This window comes from Massilia sp. BHUDP2 (assembly GCF_046236355.1).
In the GTDB taxonomy this organism is placed as follows: Bacteria; Pseudomonadota; Gammaproteobacteria; order Burkholderiales; family Burkholderiaceae_D; genus Telluria; species Telluria varians.
Map to the genome: position 1 here is coordinate 778,779 of NZ_JBJUVW010000003.1, position 18,757 is coordinate 797,535.

The window sequence follows — 18,757 nt, forward strand, 5'->3', positions numbered from 1 at the left end:
CTATAGCACCCTGCCGCCCTGCCCGGCCTTCTCGGCTGCGCTACTTGCCGGAAGCCAGCGCCTGGAAGTCATTGATCCAGCCCTGCATGCGCTCGTGTGCGTGCTTCTTCTGTGCCGGCGTGGCGATCCGGATCGCGGTGAGCATGAACTTCGTGGTCTGGTCGAGATAATTATCGTAGAAGACCTTGCGCTCGGGCGACTCGGTGCGGTTGAAGAATTCGCGCTGCATCGCCGTGATCTGGGCTGCGGCCTGCTCGCGGTTTGGCTTTTCCTGCTGGAACTTGCGCAGCAGGGAGAGAATGCGGCGCTGGCGCCAGACGCGTTCTTCCAGCCAGATGTCGCTGTCGAGCGGGCGGGCGTCGGACGCCTTGCGCAGGATGGCTTCCTGCTCGCTGCTGAAACCGCCAAACCACAGTTCGAGTTGGCTCATGGCCTTCTTGAAGCGTGCACGCTGGCGTTTTTCGGTGCTGCCCTCAATAAATTTCTTGCGATACTCTGCGTTTTTTGAAATGAATTTGCGCTCGATATCGGCGATCTGCTCCGGTTTGATGGACAGTGCGAGAGTGGTCATTTCCGGCACGGCGCGGGCCGCCAGCCGTTCGCCGCGGACACGGATTTCCTTGTAGATGCCGATCAGGTCGGCCTGGGTCGGGTTGCCGGCAAGTTCCTTCTGCATGGTACCGAGCAGCGCCGCATAGTCGCGCAGCTGGGTCTGGCGGTGCCACTGGAACAGCTTGTCGATGTCGCGCTTGGCAATGTCGGCCTGCTGTCCTTCCAGATCGGCATAGGAATCCAGCCACCAATACAGTAAGGTATCGCCCTGGTTATAGGTGAAACGCACCGAGCTGCAGCCAGTAACGAAGGCGAACAGTGCGATCAGGCAGATGGTCATGGTGCGCCGGAACAAGGTATCCGGCGTGATAAAATTTTTCATATTATCAATTATTTGAGGACGGCTTTATGAACGTTGTAATCCTCGCCGCCGGCATGGGAAAGCGCATGCAATCCGCGCTGCCGAAAGTCTTGCATCCACTGGCGGGGAAACCGCTGTTGCGGCACGTCATCGATACGGCCAGCAGCTTATCGCCGAGTAAATTATGCGTCATTTACGGGCATGGAGGCGCAGCGGTGCCCGAGATGGTGGGCAAGCTGGCCGAGCAGACCGGCACCCGGATCGACACGGCGCTGCAGCAGCCGCAGCTCGGCACCGGTCATGCGGTGATGCAGGCCGTGCCCGAGCTGGACGAGAGCGTGCCGACCCTGGTGCTGTACGGCGACGTGCCGCTGACGACGAGCGCGTCGCTCGGCCGCCTGGTCGAGGCCGCCGGTACGGACAAGCTCGCCATCCTGACGGTCGAGCAGGCCAATCCCTTCGGCCTGGGCCGCATCGTACGCGAGAACGGCAGCATCGTGCGCATCGTCGAAGAAAAGGATGCCAGCGAAGCCGAGCGTGCGATCCGCGAAATCAACAGCGGCATCATGTGCATCCCGACCGCCCACCTCAAGCGCTGGCTGGCGGCGCTGTCGAACAACAATGCCCAGGGCGAGTACTACCTGACCGATATCGTGGCCCAGGCTGTCGCCGATGGTGTCCCGGTGGTGTCGGCCCAGCCTTCCGCCGAATGGGAAGTGGCTGGTGTCAATAGCAAGGTGCAACTGGCCGAGCTCGAGCGCCGCCACCAGCTGAACATCGCCAATGCGCTGCTGGAAAAGGGTGTGACCCTGATGGATCCGGCCCGCATCGACGTGCGTGGCGAACTGGTCTGCGGCCGCGATGTCGTGATCGACGTCGGCTGCGTGTTCGAAGGCCGCGTGGAACTGGCGGACGGCGTGACGGTCGGCCCGCACTGCGTGCTGGTGAATGCGAAGATCGGCGCCGGCGCCCAGATCAAGCCCTTCTGCCACATCGAGGATGCGGTGGTCGGCGACAAGTCGCAGATCGGTCCCTACGCGCGCCTGCGCCCGGGCACCGAACTGGGCGAAGACGTCCATGTGGGTAACTTCGTCGAGATCAAGAACAGCCAGGTCGCCGCGCACAGCAAGGCCAACCATCTGGCCTACGTAGGCGATGCCACGGTGGGGTCGCGCGTCAACATCGGCGCCGGCACCATTACCTGCAACTACGACGGCGCCAACAAGTTCCGCACCGTGATCGAGGATGACGCCTTCATCGGCAGCGACAGCCAGCTGGTGGCGCCGGTCACGGTGGGCAAAGGCGCGACCCTGGGAGCGGGCACGACGCTGACCAAGGATGCGCCGGCGGGCAAGCTGACCATCTCGCGGCCGAAGCAGATGACGATCGAAGGCTGGTCGCGTCCGGTGAAAACGAAGAAGTAATCCACCGGGTATCGACAGGCTAATCACAGGAAAGGCACAGGAAAAACACAGGCTAATCACATGCTTATCCTGTGGTTCTCCCGGTGCCAATCCACAAACTTATCCACAAGCCTTACACGGCGATCCGGGTGTCGAACTTGGAGCGGTGCGTGGAAAAGTAGGCTTTTACGTTGCGCACGTTGGCGTGCGCCGTGAACAGGCGGTGCGCCAGCGCGTGGTAGGCCGGCATGTCCGCCACCTGCACGATCAACACGAAATCCGGTCCCGGACTGACCCGGTAGCACTGCAGGACCGCGGCGTCCTGCGCCACCAGGGCCTCGAACTCGTCCATGCGCTCGGCGGCCTGCACGTCGAGGGTGATCTCGACGATGGCGCTCAGGCGGGCGCCGACCTTGGCCGGATCCACGATCGCCACCTGGCGTTCGATGACGCCACTATCGGTCAGCTGTTTCACCCGGCGCAAACAAGTCGGCGGTGAGACGTGTACGAGTTCCGCCAACTCCGCATTCGTATGCGATGCATCAGCCTGCAGTGTATTCAGAATGCGACGATCTAGCTCATCAAGAAGTGGTTGATCTGACATCGAATGAAATAAAAATAAAGAAATCTGTGTTAAATGAAAGAATATTTCGACATTAAAGGACCGTGAAATAATCTATCAAATTACGCGGAATTCTGAAAGCTTATTTCAACAGTGTTGTTCTACGATTCGTTTCATTGCAAATCTTTCAGATGAGGTCCAACCATGTGCGGTATCGTCGGCGCTGTCGCCAAGCGTAATATCACCCCAGTCCTGCTCGAGGGCCTGAAGCGTCTCGAATACCGGGGCTACGATTCCTGCGGCGTGGCCGTGCACCTCGATGGCAAACTGACCCGTGCGCGCAGCACCTCGCGCGTGGCCGAACTCGAAGACCAGGTGCGCGAAGCCCATCTGGACGGCTTCACCGGCATCGCCCACACCCGCTGGGCCACCCACGGCGCGCCAGCTTCGCACAATGCGCACCCGCACTTCTCGCCGAGCGAAGACAATGCGCGCATCGCACTTGTCCACAACGGCATCATCGAAAACCACGACGAGCTGCGCAGCGAACTGAAGGGCCTGGGCTACGAGTTCACCAGCCAGACCGACACCGAAGTCATCGCTCACCTGGTCGACCACATGTACAACGGCGACCTGTTCGACACCGTCCAGCAGGCCGTCAAGCGCCTGCACGGCGCCTATGCCATCGCCGTGTTCTCGCGCGAAGAGCCGCACCGCGTGGTCGCCGCCCGCCAGGGCTCGCCGCTGATCGTCGGCGTGGGCGAGAACGAGAACTTCGTGGCCTCGGACGCGATGGCGCTGGCCGGCACCACCAACCAGATCATCTACCTCGAAGAAGGCGACGTGGTCGACCTGCAGCTGGCGCGCTACTGGATCGTCGACGTCGACGGCCGTCCAGTCGAGCGTGAAGTGAAAACCGTGCACGCCCACACCGGCGCAGCCGAGCTGGGCCCGTACCGCCACTACATGCAGAAGGAAATCTTCGAACAGCCGCGCGTCATCGGCGACACCCTCGAGGGCGTCACCGGCATCATGCCGGAACTGTTCGGCGACGGCGCCTATGGCGTGTTCAAGGAAATCGACCGCGTGCTGATCCTGGCCTGCGGCACCAGCTACTACGCCGGCCTGACCGCGAAGTACTGGATCGAATGCATCGCCAAGGTCCCGGTCAACGTCGAGATCGCCAGCGAATACCGCTACCGCGACAGCGTCCCGCACCCGCAGACCCTGGTCGTGACCATCTCGCAGAGCGGCGAGACGGCCGACACCCTGGCCGCGCTGAAGCACGCACGCAGCCTCGGCATGCCGCACACCTTGACCATCTGCAACGTCTCCACCAGCGCCATGGTGCGCGAGTGCAAGCTGGCCTACATCACCCGCGCCGGCGTCGAAGTGGGCGTGGCCTCGACCAAGGCCTTCACCACCCAACTGGCCGCGCTGTTCCTCCTGACGCTGACCCTGGCGCAAGTGAACGGCCGCCTGAGCGACGCGGAAGAAGCGGAACACCTCAAGATGATGCGCCACCTGCCGGTCGCGCTGGGTTCGGTGCTGGCGCTGGAGCCGCAGATCATGGCCTGGGCCGAAGAATTCGCGCGCAAGGAAAACGCGCTGTTCCTGGGCCGTGGCATGCACTACCCGATCGCCTTGGAAGGCGCGCTGAAGCTCAAGGAAATCTCGTACATTCACGCCGAAGCCTATCCGGCGGGTGAGCTGAAGCACGGTCCGCTGGCGCTGGTGACCGAAGAAATGCCGGTGGTCACGATCGCACCGAACGATGCGCTGCTGGAAAAGCTGAAGTCGAACATGCAGGAAGTGCGCGCCCGCGGCGGCCAGCTGTACGTGTTCGCCGACGTCGACTCGCGCATCACCTCGGGTGACGGCCTGCACGTGATCCGCCTGCCGGAGCACTATGGCGACCTGTCGCCGATCCTGCACGTGGCGGCGCTGCAGCTGCTGGCTTACCACACCGCGCTGGCGCGTGGCACGGATGTGGACAAGCCGCGTAACCTGGCGAAGTCGGTGACGGTGGAGTAAGCGAGGCCGCTTATTTTTCCGGCATCATCGCCGGCGAACGGTGGCTCGTGATGAGCCACTTCGCACCAGCAACGGCGTCGCTCAAGCCGCCGTTGCCGCCGGATCCGGGGGAGTTGGGAAGCGTTCCTGAAGAATCCGCCGATATCCTTCATCCAGCGGCACCACGTATCCCGTGCGTTGCCAGGATTGCGACGACGCTGCAAAGCCGTGTTCATACGACCATTGCGCAACACGCAGCGTGGTCGGCTCATCGCAGACGAATTGCCCCTCCAGCTCCCTTTTCAGGGTGGCGCCCTGCACGACGTTCCTGTTTCGCCATCTCTCCAGGTGCTCGGTCGCGGCCAGGAGGTCGCGCTTGTCACCGTTGCACCGTCTGTGTGCCAGCACAAAATTATGGCCGAGGTCGCGCGGGTATCGGGACCAGGCAATGAAATGGTCGACCTCGCCCATCTCGCCAAGTCGTCGCTGGCAATAGAAGCAGGTATCGCCTTGCAGGTCCTTGAGGATCGGTTTCACCAGTGCCAGCGAAGCCCGGTCCGTTCCGAACAGGACTTCTTCGAGGTCGTCGCGATCGCCAAGCAGGGCAGCGTTCTTCGGGTTGCTGCGAATATGGCTGGTCCAGGCGGCACGGATGAGCTGTTGCAGCAGGCCGTGAAAGCGCCGCAGGTTGAACATCACGCCCGGCAACAGCCTGATAAAGGGACCGGCGCCCGGAATATAGAGAAAGCGGCTTTCCTGGCGCCGCAAGATCTGCAGCCGCCAGAGCGGCATCTCTTTCAATAGCCTGACCGTTTCCCTGACTGCCACCCGCCATTCTTGAGAAGCGCGCGCCTTGGGCAAGGTCCCATGACGGCCACGGATGTCCTGCAACAGGACGATGACGGCGGCCTGCCTGCCTTTGTTCTGGATGAGTACGCCGCCCTCGTCGTTTGCCCGATAGGGAATGACTTGTCGCCAATACACTTCCAGGAACTTGTCCGCGATCTGGGAATGAAACAGATCGAGCGTATCCCCGCTATCGGTGCCGAATTCGATTGCCAGTTCGGTTATCGCATGCAGCAAGGCGTACTTGTAGGTAGCAACGAATTCCCCTTCCTCGAACAGGCGCTGGATATGGTCGAGGAAAACCAGCTGCTCCTGCGCTGACGGCGGCGGCAGCACTTAGGGCTTGCTCCAGTAGTCGGCTTTTTCCGGAATGACCCATCTGACTCCGCCACGCGGGTCCGCTACGTCGGCAGCAAAGCGCGGGACCAGGTGCATGTGCAAATGCGGAACCGTCTGCCCGGCCGCAGCGCCATCGTTGATGCCGATGTTGTAGCCCGCCGGATGGAGCTCGGCCTTCAAGCCCGATGCGGCCTTGTCCAGGAGGCTCAGCATTGCGCTTCGTTCTTCCGATGTGATCTCGAAAAACGAGGCCACGTGGCGCTTCGGAATGATTAATGTGTGCCCGGGCGAGATGGGATAAGCGTCCCTGATCGTCATCGCCAATGCGTTGCTGTCGATGATGCGCTCTTGAGGAAGTGAGCAGAAAACGCAAGACGTGAGAGTGGACATGGATGTGCAGGGACATAGGGAAGTGTTCCTATACTACCCCGCAATTTTTCTCGTTAGCAAGATGATCGTCGACGCGGCCAAACCATGAGCAAAATTGTAACAAGATGTGTATGGTTCTGCTTCTTCAGTCCTGCCACCGTGCTTCACGAAGATACGCGTGAGCGGACGAAGAATGCCCTGCGTTACTCCTCATCTGCCTGTCCCCATCCTGACTGCAGAGTGAAACAACGGCCAGACCCTCGCCCAGAAAGTTGCACTAAAGATTGTTAATAGTCTGCAAAATGTGTTCTTTTTTGGTTTATCTGTACGCTTCTTGCAGGCGCACGCAAGCGGGAATTCGGTTGACTTCCCAATTGAACAAACTTATCGTAATTTCATCGATGAGCGTCCGGAACTGGTGCTCATTTGATAATTTTCAATTCGTGCGGTGACGCAGAGAGGCATTGTGACTTCTCTTCGGAAGCGTTTGCGCGACGTTCCATACGGTTGCCGCCTTGATGAACCCGATGACCGGGCCGCCGCCTCTGGCGGAACCCGGCACTGACGCTCGCCGCGTCGTGCCGTCCGGCCGGTCGAATGGAGGACGCATGAATGTGTTAATGGTAGGTGCAGGCAATGCGGGATGCGCGCTCGGCGCGATCCTCGCACAGGACGGGCACCGGGTCGCCTTGCTGAAAACCTCGCACTCGCTGCACGACCAGAATTTCGATACCGTGCGCGAGACCCGCACGATCAAGCTCATCAGCAATCCCAAAGGCGGCGAAACCAGCACGGCGTCGATTGCCCTGGCTACGCGCGATGTCGGCGAAGCATTTGCCGAGACGCCGGACGCGATCATCATCACCACCCAGACCCAATGCCATGCCGAGATCGCCGAGCTGATCGGCCCCTACCTGAAGGCGCACCAGCTGGTGCTGCTGGCGCCGGGCTACATGGGATCCTGCTACTTCCTGCCCTACCAGCAGAAGGAAGGCTTCCTGCTGGCGGAAGGCGAAAGCCTGCCCTACGACGCGCGCATCGTCGAGCCGGGCGTCGTCAACGTCCTGTTCCGCAACACGCGCAATGCCCTGGCCTTCCTGCCGCGCGAACGCGCCGCCGAAGGACTCGAACGAGCCGCCCGCCTGTTCCCGACCTATGTCGCGACCCGCACCAATGTGGTCGAGTCCGCAATGCATAATCCGAACCTGATCGTGCACACCATCGGCACCCTGCTGTCTGCCAGCCGCATCGAGCATTCGGAAGGCGAATTCTGGATGTACCGCGAGGCGTTCACGCCCTCGGTGCTGAACCTGCTGTACAAGCTCGACGCCGAGAAGAACGCGGTCATCGCGGCCACCGGCGGCAAGCCCTCGCCCTATTTTGACGAGTGCAAGTTCCGTAACGAAGAAGACCTGTCGCAGCCCTCGATCTCCGTGTTCCGCCGCTATGCGCGCGAAGGCGGGCCGAAGGGCCCGGCCACCCTGCAGACGCGTTTCATCACCGAAGACGTGCCGATGGGCCTGGCGCTGCTGTCCTCGATCGGCCGCCTGATGAAGGTGCCGACGCCGACCGCCGACGCCCTGACCGTCATCGCCAGCGGCCTGCTGGACCGCGACTTCGCCGCCGAGGCGCGGACCCTGGACAAGCTGGGGCTGGGCGACAAGTCGCCGGAAGAATTCAAGCGCGTACTCAACGGGTGAGGCCATGAGCATCCACGACCTGCTCGCCAAACCCTACTACGCTTGGCGCCGCTACATTCCGAGCCGCGTGCTGTACCACCCGGACTTCTTCAGCGTGCTCGACATGCTGTCCCGGGACCAGGCCAGCATCGCCGATCTGGCCCGGCAGCGCCTGCGCAAGATCCTCGTCCACGCCCTCGAGCACGTGCCTTATTACCAGCGCACCGTCAAACTGAGCATCGAGGAGGCGAAGAACGAACCGGTGCAGGACGTGCTGGCGGCATTCCCCTTCCTGGCCAAGGAAGAGGTGATGGCGCAGCAGCGCGAATTCCTCGACCGCCGGCTCGATCCGCAAAAGCTGATGTATGCGACCAGCGGCGGTTCGTCCGGACAGGGCATCGGCCTGTGGCGCACCAAGCGCCTGGCCGACATTGAGAAAGCCTTCTTTACCCATGAATGGGGCAAGCTCGGCTTTTCCTTCGACAAGTCGCGCATCCTGCGCATCGGCGCCGATGCGCGCCGCCTGGCGCACGAAGAACCGGCGCGCGTGGTCGGCAACCGCCTGATGCTGTCGCCCTACCACGTGCATGAACAGCACAAGGCCGCCATCGTGGAGGCCATCAGGCACTTCCGGCCCGAATACGTGCACGGTTATCCGAGTTCGGTGACGGCGCTGGCCGAACTGGTCGACTCCCGCGAACTCGATGTGCAGGTGAAGGCGGTGCTGCTGGCTTCCGAACCGGCGACGCCGGCGCAGCTCGCGTCGATTCGTCGGCTGTTCCGTGCACCGGTGTCGCTGAACTACGGGTTGTCCGAACGAACCAACTTGGCCTTCCTGCAGGTGGATGATCGCGGCACCTCGGATTACCAGTTCCAGCCGCTGTATGGCTGGAACGAGAACCGCATGGACGGCGATCGTCCCGAGATCGTCGGGACCTCGCTGTGGAACGACGTCATGCCGCTGATCCGCTACCGGACCAATGATTACGGCCTGATCGATGCGGACGGCCGCTGCCCGGGCATCGACGGCCGCGGCCACGAATACCTGGTCGACCGGTCGGGCAAGCGCATTCCCGGGCTGTCGATTGTCATCGACGAAGTCACCTGGGACTTCGTGCGTTTGTACCAGGTGCGGCAGAAGAAGGCGGGCGAGATCACGCTGGCGGTGGTGCCGCGCCATGGCAGCCTGAACGACGAACAGCGCGCCTTCGTGCTGGACGCCCAGCAGCGCCGCTGGGGTGGCTTCTTCGATATCTCGCTGCAGGAAGAAAGCGATATTCCGCTGGCGCCGAACGGCAAGCGCAAGCTGGTGGTGAATTCGCTCACGACCTGATGCGCGACCCCGGCGGCTTAGGCCGGGGGACGCACCAGGGCCGCACTGCGCAGGTAAGGATCCTCGTTGCCGATGCAGAGGATCGGCGCGCTGCGCTCCAGCGCATAGTACCGTGCCAGTGCCAGTACCGTCACGAAGGGCACGGCCCCGCAGCTTCCACTGCCCAGACCAACGCGAATGATGTCGTCCGCGGCATCGACTTGCGGGATCGCCAGCGCGCTCAGGCCCATCAGCTCGAGGACGCGGTTGGGACGGTGCGCAGTATCGGCCACGACCATCGTGATCTGGGAGATATCCACAGCCGCCGCCTTGCTTGCCTGCTCGACCAGCTCCAGCAGCAGGCTTGCATCGACGCGTTTGGTGTCGTCGGCCGAGGTGTCGCGGCGGCGCTCGCTGACTGGGTCGAGCAATGTGAACTCGGCGCCGCAGGCATGGGCCAGTTCCAGGTCGGTCAACAGCAAGCCAGCAGCACCTTCGCCCGGAATCTGGCCACGGGCTTGCGAGGAGGTGAACAGGGACGACTGCGCAGCCAGGCGGTCGATGCTTTCCTGTCCGATCAGCGAAGCGCAGGCGATGACGAGGGCTAGCGTTGGGGCCTTGCTCGATGAGGTGCCCGGCATGAGCTGCGTGATGATGGTTGTCGGTGAGACGTGCTCCTGTTCAGGGATGTCCGGGATGACGATGCTGGCTTCCGGCCAGCCGTATTGGCTCACCGTATGCTTGAGCCACGTCGTCGCCGCGCGCCGGATGTCGATGGGCCAGTCCCTGGGGAGCATCAGCCTGAGCTGGAGCGTTGGCGGACTTTCCTCGTAGGGCAACAGGTCGCTGGCGGCGATGCTGGCGAGTTCGGCTGCGACGCCGCTGGCCATGGTGAGCGCACGCCATTGTTCTTCAGAGAGATGGATCTGCAGTTCCTGGCTGGACAGCCAGTCGGCGATCTCGTCCTGCAGCGCTTCGTCGTGCGCATCGTCGCTGCGTGCGGTCATGACGGGGAACCCGTTGTCGTCGACCAGTTCCTTGTCCAGGTCGGCGCGCGCTTCGTTGTCGGCGATGGCGCAGGCGAGTTCTTCAGCAGAGCTGCCGTGTGGGGAGCGCAGTGCCGTGGCGACGATTGCCAGCACAGGTGTGCCAGGTACCGCATCGGCTCGCGATGTGGCAGAAGCCGGCTTGGCGGTGCTGGCAGGAATGGATGCGGCACGGGCCACGATGGCTTTCTGGCTACCCCATAAGGCGAACAGGACGCCCAAGGGGAAAACGAGCAGGGCCAGTGTCAGTTCGCCAGTTCCAGGATTCTGATCCGTCTGATGCCAATACCAGAGCGCGATTGCCCAGCAGACGATAAAGGTGGTGATAACGATGGCGCCTAGTTTGAACCACTCGGCAGTCAAGCGTGCCGGTGTTGTTGTAGTTGTTGTCATGTTCGTCGCTCAGATGTTGTCGATCGTTGCTTGTTGGCCGGCGATCAGGGTGGCGCCGCAGGCTGTTTTGTCTCCGTGACGGGCTGCGGGTTTGCCGTCGATGATCAGGGTTGAGTCGCCGCTGATGATCGGGTTGGATCCGTGCTTGGGACAGCTAGTCTTGTCGCCCATCCGAGCGATACCGACGCCACCGGTATCGCTATGCGGGGATGCTTCGACCACTACTCCTCCATGCGACGTTTTGTCACCGAGCTTGATCAGTGGACCTGCCATAGTTCCTCCTTAAGAAAGCTTGGCTACTTAAAATGTTCCTGCCAATACCTAGTCCTGTTTCTCATCCCTCTGCCATATCGTATTCCCGTAGGCTGAATCCATTTTCGGAAAGATATCTCCCTGGCTAAAAAATCGACGTGAGCCTAAAGATGCTGGGCTGAAATAAAAGCCACTCAACTCGCAGTGCTTTCCTGCTTCAACAGCTCGTACTTTAAGTTCTACCTGCTCGTCCTCGGTACCAATTTTCTCAAATTCCCCTTTCAGAAGTTCTACGTAAAACCACCTTGAAGGCGCAGATGTGAAAGCATTATTTGCGATCAGACTCGGTGCAAGATCCGGAGTAAAAGATTCAGAATAAAACGGATCTTCTTTCAATTCTGGGGCGTCCGCGTTTTCCTGAACAAACTCAAGCATTGCTTCTTCATCAAGCCATAATTTAGATCTACCAACGGCAGCTAGAGCTTTTTGACCTAGTTCGTTAAAAATAGAACACTCTAGGAGTTCACCATACTTGTCGCCATTCCACGCAAATTGTAAGGCACCATGAGGATAGTCAGCAGATATATATACGCCAGTTTTAGGAGGAATATCCCCTGTTTTACAGCTAATGTCTTCGCGAATTATAAATTTGGGCAAATGGGAAAAATTTGATGCATGTTCTTGCCATGCTAAAGCAAAACAGAAATCGTCCCACCTGCTGTCGATTTGGCCTTTTTCCATTGTGTCATCAATGTATCCAGCGTATCGCGTAACAGATGCAAACATCGCATCAAATTGTTCTTCCTCGGCAGGCAAAGCCCACTGCATTGAAAACTCTGCCATTCCTCGACCACATTGATAAGCTCCAGTTACATGATAAATTTCTGAAGCGCGATCTGCCATGTGTCTCGCAACTGACATTCCAAAGTCGGCTAAAAAAGACCAGGCGTGATTGGACCAATTCTCACTTGTGTCGCGATCACCCCACTGTGAACTCTTCAGGAAACGATCCCTGCCTTCGTCTCGGCTCTTGTCTAATAATCCGTCGACAAAGATCTGAAGTTCACGAACGCGCTCATGAAGGCCCTTCAAGTACTCGTCAGATGCAAAAAAGTAGAGCAGCGCTGCTTGCTTCTTTTGCCACGTGGTCAAGGTTTTTTTCGATGTCATATTGTATTCCCCTCTCAATTTCGAGAACATAAGTTACGGCTTGAATGAAGTCACTTGCCCAGGTAAGGCAGGCAAACCAATTTTGTCCGGAAACCCAGTGCCTTCAAAATCTGTGTAACCCCATCCGGTTTCAAACGGGCCACTTATGTTCGGATGCGCGATCTTCTGCCGAATCCCCAAGTATTCTTCTTGCTTAGGTTTTGGTAACTTGAAAAACTCTTCTTGGCTGATTGACTCGTTCAGAGTGCTTTTATCGTTCGTCTTGTAATATCTCATTATGTCATTGCGTTGATCGTTCCTTTCGACGTTGAATACTATCTGTTCCCAACCTCCTTCCAGATGTCTGTCCGCTAGCGCATCTTTTTTCTGACTGGATGCTGGACCTCTCCATACCTTCAATGTTTCACCTGGTTTGACGTCATAGACGACAAATTGGCCGTTCACGTTCCAGTCGGGCCAGACAGCTAAATATTTCCGCCACGCGGCACGCGGATCTGGAGAGTTTTGAATATCATTGAAAATTTTTTCGCTGATCCAGCAATCACTCATCGCTCGACTGTTTGGCGACAGAATCCGAATAAGACGCGCTGGTCCTTTTATTTCATCAGCGCTCAATTTGTGAAAGGATTTGATATTTTGTTCTGTCAGATTCGGCCAGCCTTCCTTGACCTTGCTTGCTACTCTTTTGGCAGCATTTTTTGGATTTGCCTCAGACCAACGGCGATTATTTCCTTCATTAAGCCATTTCGGGCACGGACGGGGCCGGCGCATTAATGTAACGGCAGTCGCCTTAGGCAGTGCGCCGCGATAATGCACATTGTTCAGGTTGACAATCGCTTTCTTGCTTAATGCTGTTTCTCCTAGCAAGCGCATAATGACCGCATCAAATATAGCGTCAATGGTAAGATTGACCTTGGCGATCCCCTCGGTCGCTCTAGCGCGTACCCACATTACTTGCTCTAATGCTTGAGTGGCCTTAGGACCGACTACTGGAATATGAGCGACCTTGGCCGTAAGTTGTCGCAATGTTGCGATTGCGGAATCGAATGCTTTGATAAGTTCTGTAGCACCAGTTTTCGATTTGACTTTCTTGATTTCGTTAGCCAGCCAAGAAAAAACATCATCGATTTTGTGTTCTCGCAGATATTTTTGAAAAACTCTTCGACGGAGCAGCGCTACAACCCATGTAATAGCCTTGTCTACGGCGCTTATAATGGCGTTTCCGCCGGCGCGTCGAATAAAGGCAAAGAAGATCTTTAAAACACCTTTCACAAACGAACCGAGGAAAGGAACCAAGCCGATCAGTGTCAGAGCAAGCGCTACCCAAGCCCAGGTATCAGAGGTGTCTTGATGGAGCTTCTTGCAATTAGCAATCAGGTCGCGCACATCGCAGATCTGATCAACCAAAGGAATCATCGATATCGCCGCATCGGCGACGATCTGCCCGGTAGAGCGGTTCTCATTGAAGTCCCCCTGAACCGCCTGCCAGAACCATTCCCATGGATTGGAACTTACCTCTTCCTCGGGGCGCTGCTCGTTCGTGGTCCAGGCGAGGGCATCACGCATCTGTGTCGTATTAATGTCAGGCATGGATTACTCCAACGAAGACAGTGGGCAGATGTCGCGATCAACCAAGTAACTTTTGCAAGGGGTCATGTGGTTTTTCGTCCTTCGGCTTGCGCGGTTTGTACACCACCTTTTTCACTGGCTTGTTGTCGACGTTCTTATGACGTGCTTTCCCGTTCGCGTCCAGTGTCCCCGTCAGCACAGGCCCCTTATCGAAATGGATTTCGTACTCCACGTCAGGGATGCCTTCCCCAACCTCTGCATCCAGGTAGTTGAGTGAAATCCAATTAGGCTCTTCTTTGCCCAGCTCACTCGGCAGGTTCTGGAGATTGGCAGTCTGGCGACCGCCCTTATCAAACACGTGCTGTCCACCCTTGACGGAAAACGTCCCCGGACACGCAAACGTAATATCCCCACCTTCCAGCGTGATCGACGACTCCCCCGCCTGTAGCACGATCTTTTCCTTCGCCTTGATCTCGATGCAGTCATTCACCGAGATCACGGTGATCTCCTTGTCCGCCAAAATCTCCAATGCATCCGTATGCGCCTGCAAGGACACCGGCCCGTTCGCCGCAATCGCCTGAATCCCACCTGAGTGTGTAAACAAACTGGTCGCCCCGCCGGACACCGACGAAAACGTATGCCCCGCCGTCATGTGCAAATCCGACTGCGTGGTCCAGTGCAGATGCTTCCCCGCGTACAGCACCGTCGACGCCGGCGTCGCCCAGTTGATGCTGGCCGCCGAATCCATCAGCACGATCGGCGAGCCGAACTTCTCCACAGGCTGCGACGCATCGAGCTCGCGCGACCCCGGCTTGGCCTTGAGCGCCGGCTGCCCATTCACCGGCCCTTCGTACTTGCCCTTCGCTGCCGGATCGATCTGCTCGATGAACGCCTCGTGCGCCTTCAAGGCATCCTTGCTGAACAAGGTCTGCTGCTGCGCCGCTGCATCCGCCAGCGTGGTTGACAGCTCCTGCGCACGCTTGAACTGCGCCACCGCCTCCGCCACGTCCATCTGCGTCGAGGTCACGCTGGCTCCCAATGCAGGCCGGGCGCGTGTGGATAACAACACACCTTCTCCACCGCGAATCACCGCCCACGCATCGGTACGCAGTTCAAACCCACTGCCGCGATACCCACCACGCTGCGAAGTCCCGGGCTCCTGATGGATCAGGTAGCCGAGATTGAGTTGACTAAGCCCGACGCTGCTCGCCAGCCGCATGCGCAGCTGTCCGGTCGTGTCGTCGATCTGCCACTGGTTGTAGCCGCTGCCGTCGAAGTTGCGGGTATGGATCCCCGACAGCACGCCCGCATGGTTGGCGTTTGAGTCGACGCCGGCCGAGAACGGCGGCAGATCCGACCCGTTATAGAGCTGCGCCACGATCACCGGCCGGTCGATATCGCCTTCGATGAAGTCGACCAGCACCTCGGTCCCGATACGCGGCGTGAACACCGTGCCCCAGTTCGGCCCGGCCAGCGCCTCGGCCACGCGCACCCAGGTGCCGGACGTCTCGTTCCCCGGTGCGCAGCCCTTGTCGTCGGTGTTGTGCGCCATCCCGCCCGGGTTCGGACGCGCGCCCCGCTGCCAGGCGAACTGGATCCGCACCTGGTGATCGCGGTTGGTGGTCGATACCGCATCCCCCAGCCCGACCACCAGGGCACACTGCGGCCCCGGCGCCGTGGTCCGGTGCGGCGCAAGCGTCAGGCGCGGCACGAGCGGCACCACTTCGCGCACGCAGGAAAACGTATTGCGGTAGGTCCCATGCTCGATAACGGACGAGACGGCGCCCGCCACCCCGGTCCGGAAGTTGTTGCGCGCCTTGTGCCGCACCGACAGCACTTTGAAGGCGTTCTCGCCGTCGGGATAACGCTCATGCTGGCTCAGGTAAAACGCATGACCGGCCGTCAGCCTGCGCACCGCTCCGGTCCCGTCGAACACCTTGTTATGGAGTTCCAGCGCCTGCAGCATCAATTCGCTGTGCGTATCGGCGGCGCCGCGTTCGGTGGCGATGCGTTCGCCGCTGCCGTCGTAGAGGTGCAGCGGCGGCAGGTCCCCCGCATCGAGATGCGAGACGTGTTCGTACGCGGGCGCCAGCAACTGCGCCGGATCCCAGCTGCTGATCGCGACGCTGTTGGCCTGCACGCTGCGGCGCGCCCGGAAGCCGTCGATCGCATCATCCTGCTCGGTAGCGCGCACGCCGTGGAAGCGCAGGACCTCACCGCCCGGCGTGGCAGGCGCAATCGCCCTGCTGTCGAACACGATCAGCCGGTGCTTCGCCTGACCGTGCGCGCCGTCTTCCGCATCTTCCGCCTGCTCATGCTCGAAGCGCCAGCTCAGGCCTTCCGATGCCAGCAGGCGCGTGAAGAAATCCAGGTCGCTCTCCCGATATTGGGTGCAGACCGCGCGCGGCAGCAGTTCCTGCGTGATGTCGAAATCAAAACGCAGCTGTGGATAATCCGCGAGTAATTCACAGACGATGTCGCGGACGTTCTTGTCCTGGAAGATGTAGCTGTCGCGCCGCAGCGCCAGCATCGATAGCGCCGGCTCCAGCCGCAGGCGGTAGCGCGCCACGCCGCCATCCGCTCCCAGCCAGGAGGCCGACGTGCACAGCCCGTGCCACATGCGCCGCGAACCGTCCGGCTGCAGCAGTCCGATGCTCAGCTCTTCGCCGATGAACAGCCCCAGGTCGAGGTCCGTCGAGGTGCTGAGCGCATCCACGTCGAACGCGAACAGTGCGTTGACCGCCTCGACCCCGCTGAACGCTTCCGCCACCAGGGATTCGGGCAGGCCGCTCTCCTGGCTGCTTGCCAGGGTGATGAGCCGTGCGTGCTGGCTCAGCCCCGTGCCGAACATGCCCAGGGCGGGAAAATCAAGCGCTGCGTTCATGCGGCGACGGCCAGCAGCTCGAGCCGCAGTTCCTTCAGGCCGGCCGGGACGTAGATCGAGATCGACTGGGCCTTGAGCATGCGCTCGTACATCGGCCCCTTCGCCTCCAGCACGAAGTAGCAGGTCTCGGGACGCACCGGCACCGCCGCCGGCAGTTGCGGCGCGTACTGCAGCCGCACGCCCGGCAGCGCCGACAGGACGAACTTCTCGACGTCGTCCGGCGCGCCGACCTTGAAGCGCAGCGGCACCACGTCCACCAGCTCCACCGCGGGAATGGCGGCCGATACGGCGATGTAGAAGGTGGTCCGCTCGTCGATCTTGCCGGAGTCGAGCGCGCCGATGTGGTAGGACGGCCGCACCTCGCTGAGGGCGATGGCGAAGTATTTGGAAGAGATCACCGTGTCGAGCAGCTCGCGGATGATCGCATGCAGCTTGGTGAAGGACGGTCCCGGGTCATTGTGCTGGTAGGGCGGCAGGTCGCCCAAGGTCCAGCTCTTGGAGAAGGTCATCAGGCCACCCGCCAGGTCGAGCAGCTGCTCGTACAGGCGTTCCGGATGCAGGGCCGGATGGTGGAAGTGGTGGGTCAGCGTCGCATACGCGGAACTGGCCGTGTGCAGCAGCCAGAACGAGGACATGTCGCCCGAGCGGAACTCCACCACATTGCGGCTCGGCTCGCGCTGGTGCCCGTACAGGGCGGCGGTCTTGGCCTGCAGCGCGTCGAGCAGGCGGCGCAGCTGCTGGAACAGCACCGGCGCGGCGCCGGTCGACAGCGTCGGCGGCACGAAGCTCTCGTCCATCTCGAAGCCGCCGGTGGAGGCGCGCCGCAGCCGCAGCAGCGGGAAGTGGATGTAGGAGTCGCGCGGCTCCGCCTCCGACACCAGCCGCACCGCCTTCTTCAGGTAGGCCAGCTGCACCGGCGCGGCCTGGGTGTACAGGTCGGGCGTTTCCTGGTTCGCCTGCACGAAGCGCGCCGTGTTGCTGGCCTGCCCGGGCGGCGTGAAATTGCCGGTGAACGGCTTCATGCCGGGCAGGGCGACGTAATAGGTGATGGTCTGCTGCGAGGGCGGCAGCAGGCTCAGGTCCACCGTCTCGGGCAAGGCGTCGAGGTCCGGGGCGTCGACCAGCTCCCCGTCCTGGAAGCGCACCGCCAGGGCCAGCAGCCGCAGCACGCTGTTGGCCAGGGCTTCACGGTCGACCTGCAGGGCTTCCACGCCCCAGGCATAGGGATGGACGGCCTTGATGCTCTTGTGGAGGCATTGTTCGTGATAGTGGTCTTGCCGCTGGAAGTGCTGTGGACGCAATAACAGGCCTTCGCCCCAGAGAACTTTGCTAGTCATCTCTGCCTTCCCTCAATGTTTGGTTTGATTTGGCGGAACCTACCCGAGAAACCATAACAACTGGAAAGGGTTGCCCATGTGAAGTTGATCAAACGTTGACGCTGCCCGGCATGGCAACATCGAATTTCGTTTTTTGCCGTCCACACGGCGGCACAAAGGGGAGTGCGATGAAGGGTTACACGCCAGGCTTGTTCGACCGCCTGCTGGGCATGCCGAGCCGCGGGCCGGGCAAGCCTGCCGCGCAAAGGCTGACGATCGACGAGCTGAAGGACACGGTGGCGCGTGACCTCGAGTCCCTGCTCAACACTCGTTCCAGCATCCCGGAGGGCGCGCTCAAGGCGTACCCCGAATGCAGCCGCTCGATGGTCACCTATGGCTTGAACGACTTCGCCGACCGCTGCCTGTCCAGCCCGACCGACCGCGCGTCCATCTGCGCCAGCATCGAGAAGACCATCGCCTGCCACGAGCCGCGCCTGCGCAACATACGGGCGAATCTCGACCTGCACGGCGAGTCGGTGAACCGCCTGAATTTTTCGATCACCGCCGTGCTGGTGGCCAGCGTGTCGCAGGAGCCGGTCAACTTCGACGCCGTCCTGACGCCGTCGACCCTGCAGTACAGCATCAGCAAGGCCGGCAAGGCAGCGCGCGCCGCAGCGCCAGGGGCTTGAAG

At 60.5% G+C, this 18,757-nt stretch carries 15 protein-coding genes; 5 read left to right on the plus strand and 10 right to left on the minus strand.

The window, feature by feature from the left end; all coding sequences use genetic code 11:
• Positions 1–40: 40 nt before the first annotated feature.
• Positions 41–934: a DUF6279 family lipoprotein gene (locus tag ACK6C6_RS20270; protein WP_409268968.1), complete on the minus strand. Its 894-nt coding sequence runs from the start codon at positions 932–934 to the stop codon at positions 41–43.
• 26 nt (positions 935–960) lie between these two features.
• On the opposite strand from ACK6C6_RS20270, the gene glmU reads away from it, so the two are divergent.
• Entirely contained in the window at positions 961–2,337 is a 1,377-nt protein-coding gene (glmU, locus tag ACK6C6_RS20275) for a bifunctional UDP-N-acetylglucosamine diphosphorylase/glucosamine-1-phosphate N-acetyltransferase GlmU (protein WP_409268969.1), read from the plus strand.
• Between the two features lie 112 nt (positions 2,338–2,449).
• Here the strand turns inward: glmU and ACK6C6_RS20280 are convergent, their stop codons facing one another.
• Complete coding sequence (locus ACK6C6_RS20280; protein WP_027864671.1) at positions 2,450–2,920, minus strand: Lrp/AsnC family transcriptional regulator; 471 nt, start codon at positions 2,918–2,920, stop codon at positions 2,450–2,452.
• A gap of 162 nt (positions 2,921–3,082) precedes the next feature.
• Between ACK6C6_RS20280 and glmS the strand changes: the two genes are divergently transcribed.
• Positions 3,083–4,912, plus strand: coding sequence for a glutamine--fructose-6-phosphate transaminase (isomerizing) (gene glmS / locus ACK6C6_RS20285; RefSeq protein WP_036216858.1), 1,830 nt, complete (start codon positions 3,083–3,085; stop codon positions 4,910–4,912).
• An 81-nt stretch (positions 4,913–4,993) separates the two neighbouring features.
• On the opposite strand, the gene ACK6C6_RS20290 is transcribed toward glmS, so the two are convergent.
• Complete coding sequence (locus ACK6C6_RS20290) at positions 4,994–6,073, minus strand: HNH endonuclease (protein ID WP_409268971.1); 1,080 nt, start codon at positions 6,071–6,073, stop codon at positions 4,994–4,996.
• Positions 6,074–6,466 (minus strand): HIT family protein, encoded by a 393-nt coding sequence (locus ACK6C6_RS20295; protein ID WP_409268972.1) that lies wholly within the window; start codon positions 6,464–6,466, stop codon positions 6,074–6,076.
• Between the two features lie 587 nt (positions 6,467–7,053).
• On the opposite strand from ACK6C6_RS20295, the gene ACK6C6_RS20300 reads away from it, so the two are divergent.
• The gene (locus ACK6C6_RS20300; RefSeq protein WP_027864674.1) at positions 7,054–8,145 is read left to right on the plus strand and encodes an NAD/NADP-dependent octopine/nopaline dehydrogenase family protein; all 1,092 of its coding nucleotides are present in this window, start codon (positions 7,054–7,056) and stop codon (positions 8,143–8,145) included.
• A gap of 4 nt (positions 8,146–8,149) precedes the next feature.
• Positions 8,150–9,457 carry a hypothetical protein gene (locus tag ACK6C6_RS20305; RefSeq protein WP_409268974.1) on the plus strand — a complete coding sequence of 436 codons (1,308 nt, stop codon included), beginning with the start codon at positions 8,150–8,152 and terminating at the stop codon, positions 9,455–9,457.
• Positions 9,458–9,474: 17 nt separating this feature from the next.
• Here the strand turns inward: ACK6C6_RS20305 and ACK6C6_RS20310 are convergent, their stop codons facing one another.
• Genes ACK6C6_RS20310 through tssK form a run of 6 tightly spaced genes read right to left on the minus strand, consistent with a single transcriptional unit; the run spans position 9,475 to position 18,087 of the window.
• Positions 9,475–10,875 (minus strand): hypothetical protein, encoded by a 1,401-nt coding sequence (locus ACK6C6_RS20310; RefSeq protein ID WP_409268976.1) that lies wholly within the window; start codon positions 10,873–10,875, stop codon positions 9,475–9,477.
• A 9-nt stretch (positions 10,876–10,884) separates the two neighbouring features.
• Positions 10,885–11,148, minus strand: coding sequence for a PAAR domain-containing protein (locus ACK6C6_RS20315; RefSeq protein ID WP_409268977.1), 264 nt, complete (start codon positions 11,146–11,148; stop codon positions 10,885–10,887).
• A 48-nt stretch (positions 11,149–11,196) separates the two neighbouring features.
• On the minus strand, positions 11,197–12,297 hold the full coding sequence (locus tag ACK6C6_RS20320; protein WP_409268978.1) for a hypothetical protein: 1,101 nt from the start codon (positions 12,295–12,297) through the stop codon (positions 11,197–11,199).
• A gap of 33 nt (positions 12,298–12,330) precedes the next feature.
• Positions 12,331–13,887 carry a hypothetical protein gene (locus tag ACK6C6_RS20325; RefSeq protein WP_409268979.1) on the minus strand — a complete coding sequence of 519 codons (1,557 nt, stop codon included), beginning with the start codon at positions 13,885–13,887 and terminating at the stop codon, positions 12,331–12,333.
• A gap of 37 nt (positions 13,888–13,924) precedes the next feature.
• Positions 13,925–16,750 (minus strand): type VI secretion system Vgr family protein, encoded by a 2,826-nt coding sequence (locus tag ACK6C6_RS20330; RefSeq protein ID WP_409268980.1) that lies wholly within the window; start codon positions 16,748–16,750, stop codon positions 13,925–13,927.
• The gene (tssK, locus tag ACK6C6_RS20335; RefSeq protein WP_409268981.1) at positions 16,747–18,087 is read right to left on the minus strand and encodes a type VI secretion system baseplate subunit TssK; all 1,341 of its coding nucleotides are present in this window, start codon (positions 18,085–18,087) and stop codon (positions 16,747–16,749) included. The genes ACK6C6_RS20330 and tssK overlap by 4 nt, the downstream gene beginning before the upstream one ends.
• 167 nt (positions 18,088–18,254) lie before the next feature.
• Between tssK and tssE the strand changes: the two genes are divergently transcribed.
• A complete protein-coding gene (tssE, locus tag ACK6C6_RS20340; protein WP_209589370.1) occupies positions 18,255–18,755 on the plus strand; it encodes a type VI secretion system baseplate subunit TssE in 501 nt (166 codons plus the stop codon).
• The last annotated feature ends 2 nt before the right edge of the window (positions 18,756–18,757 follow it).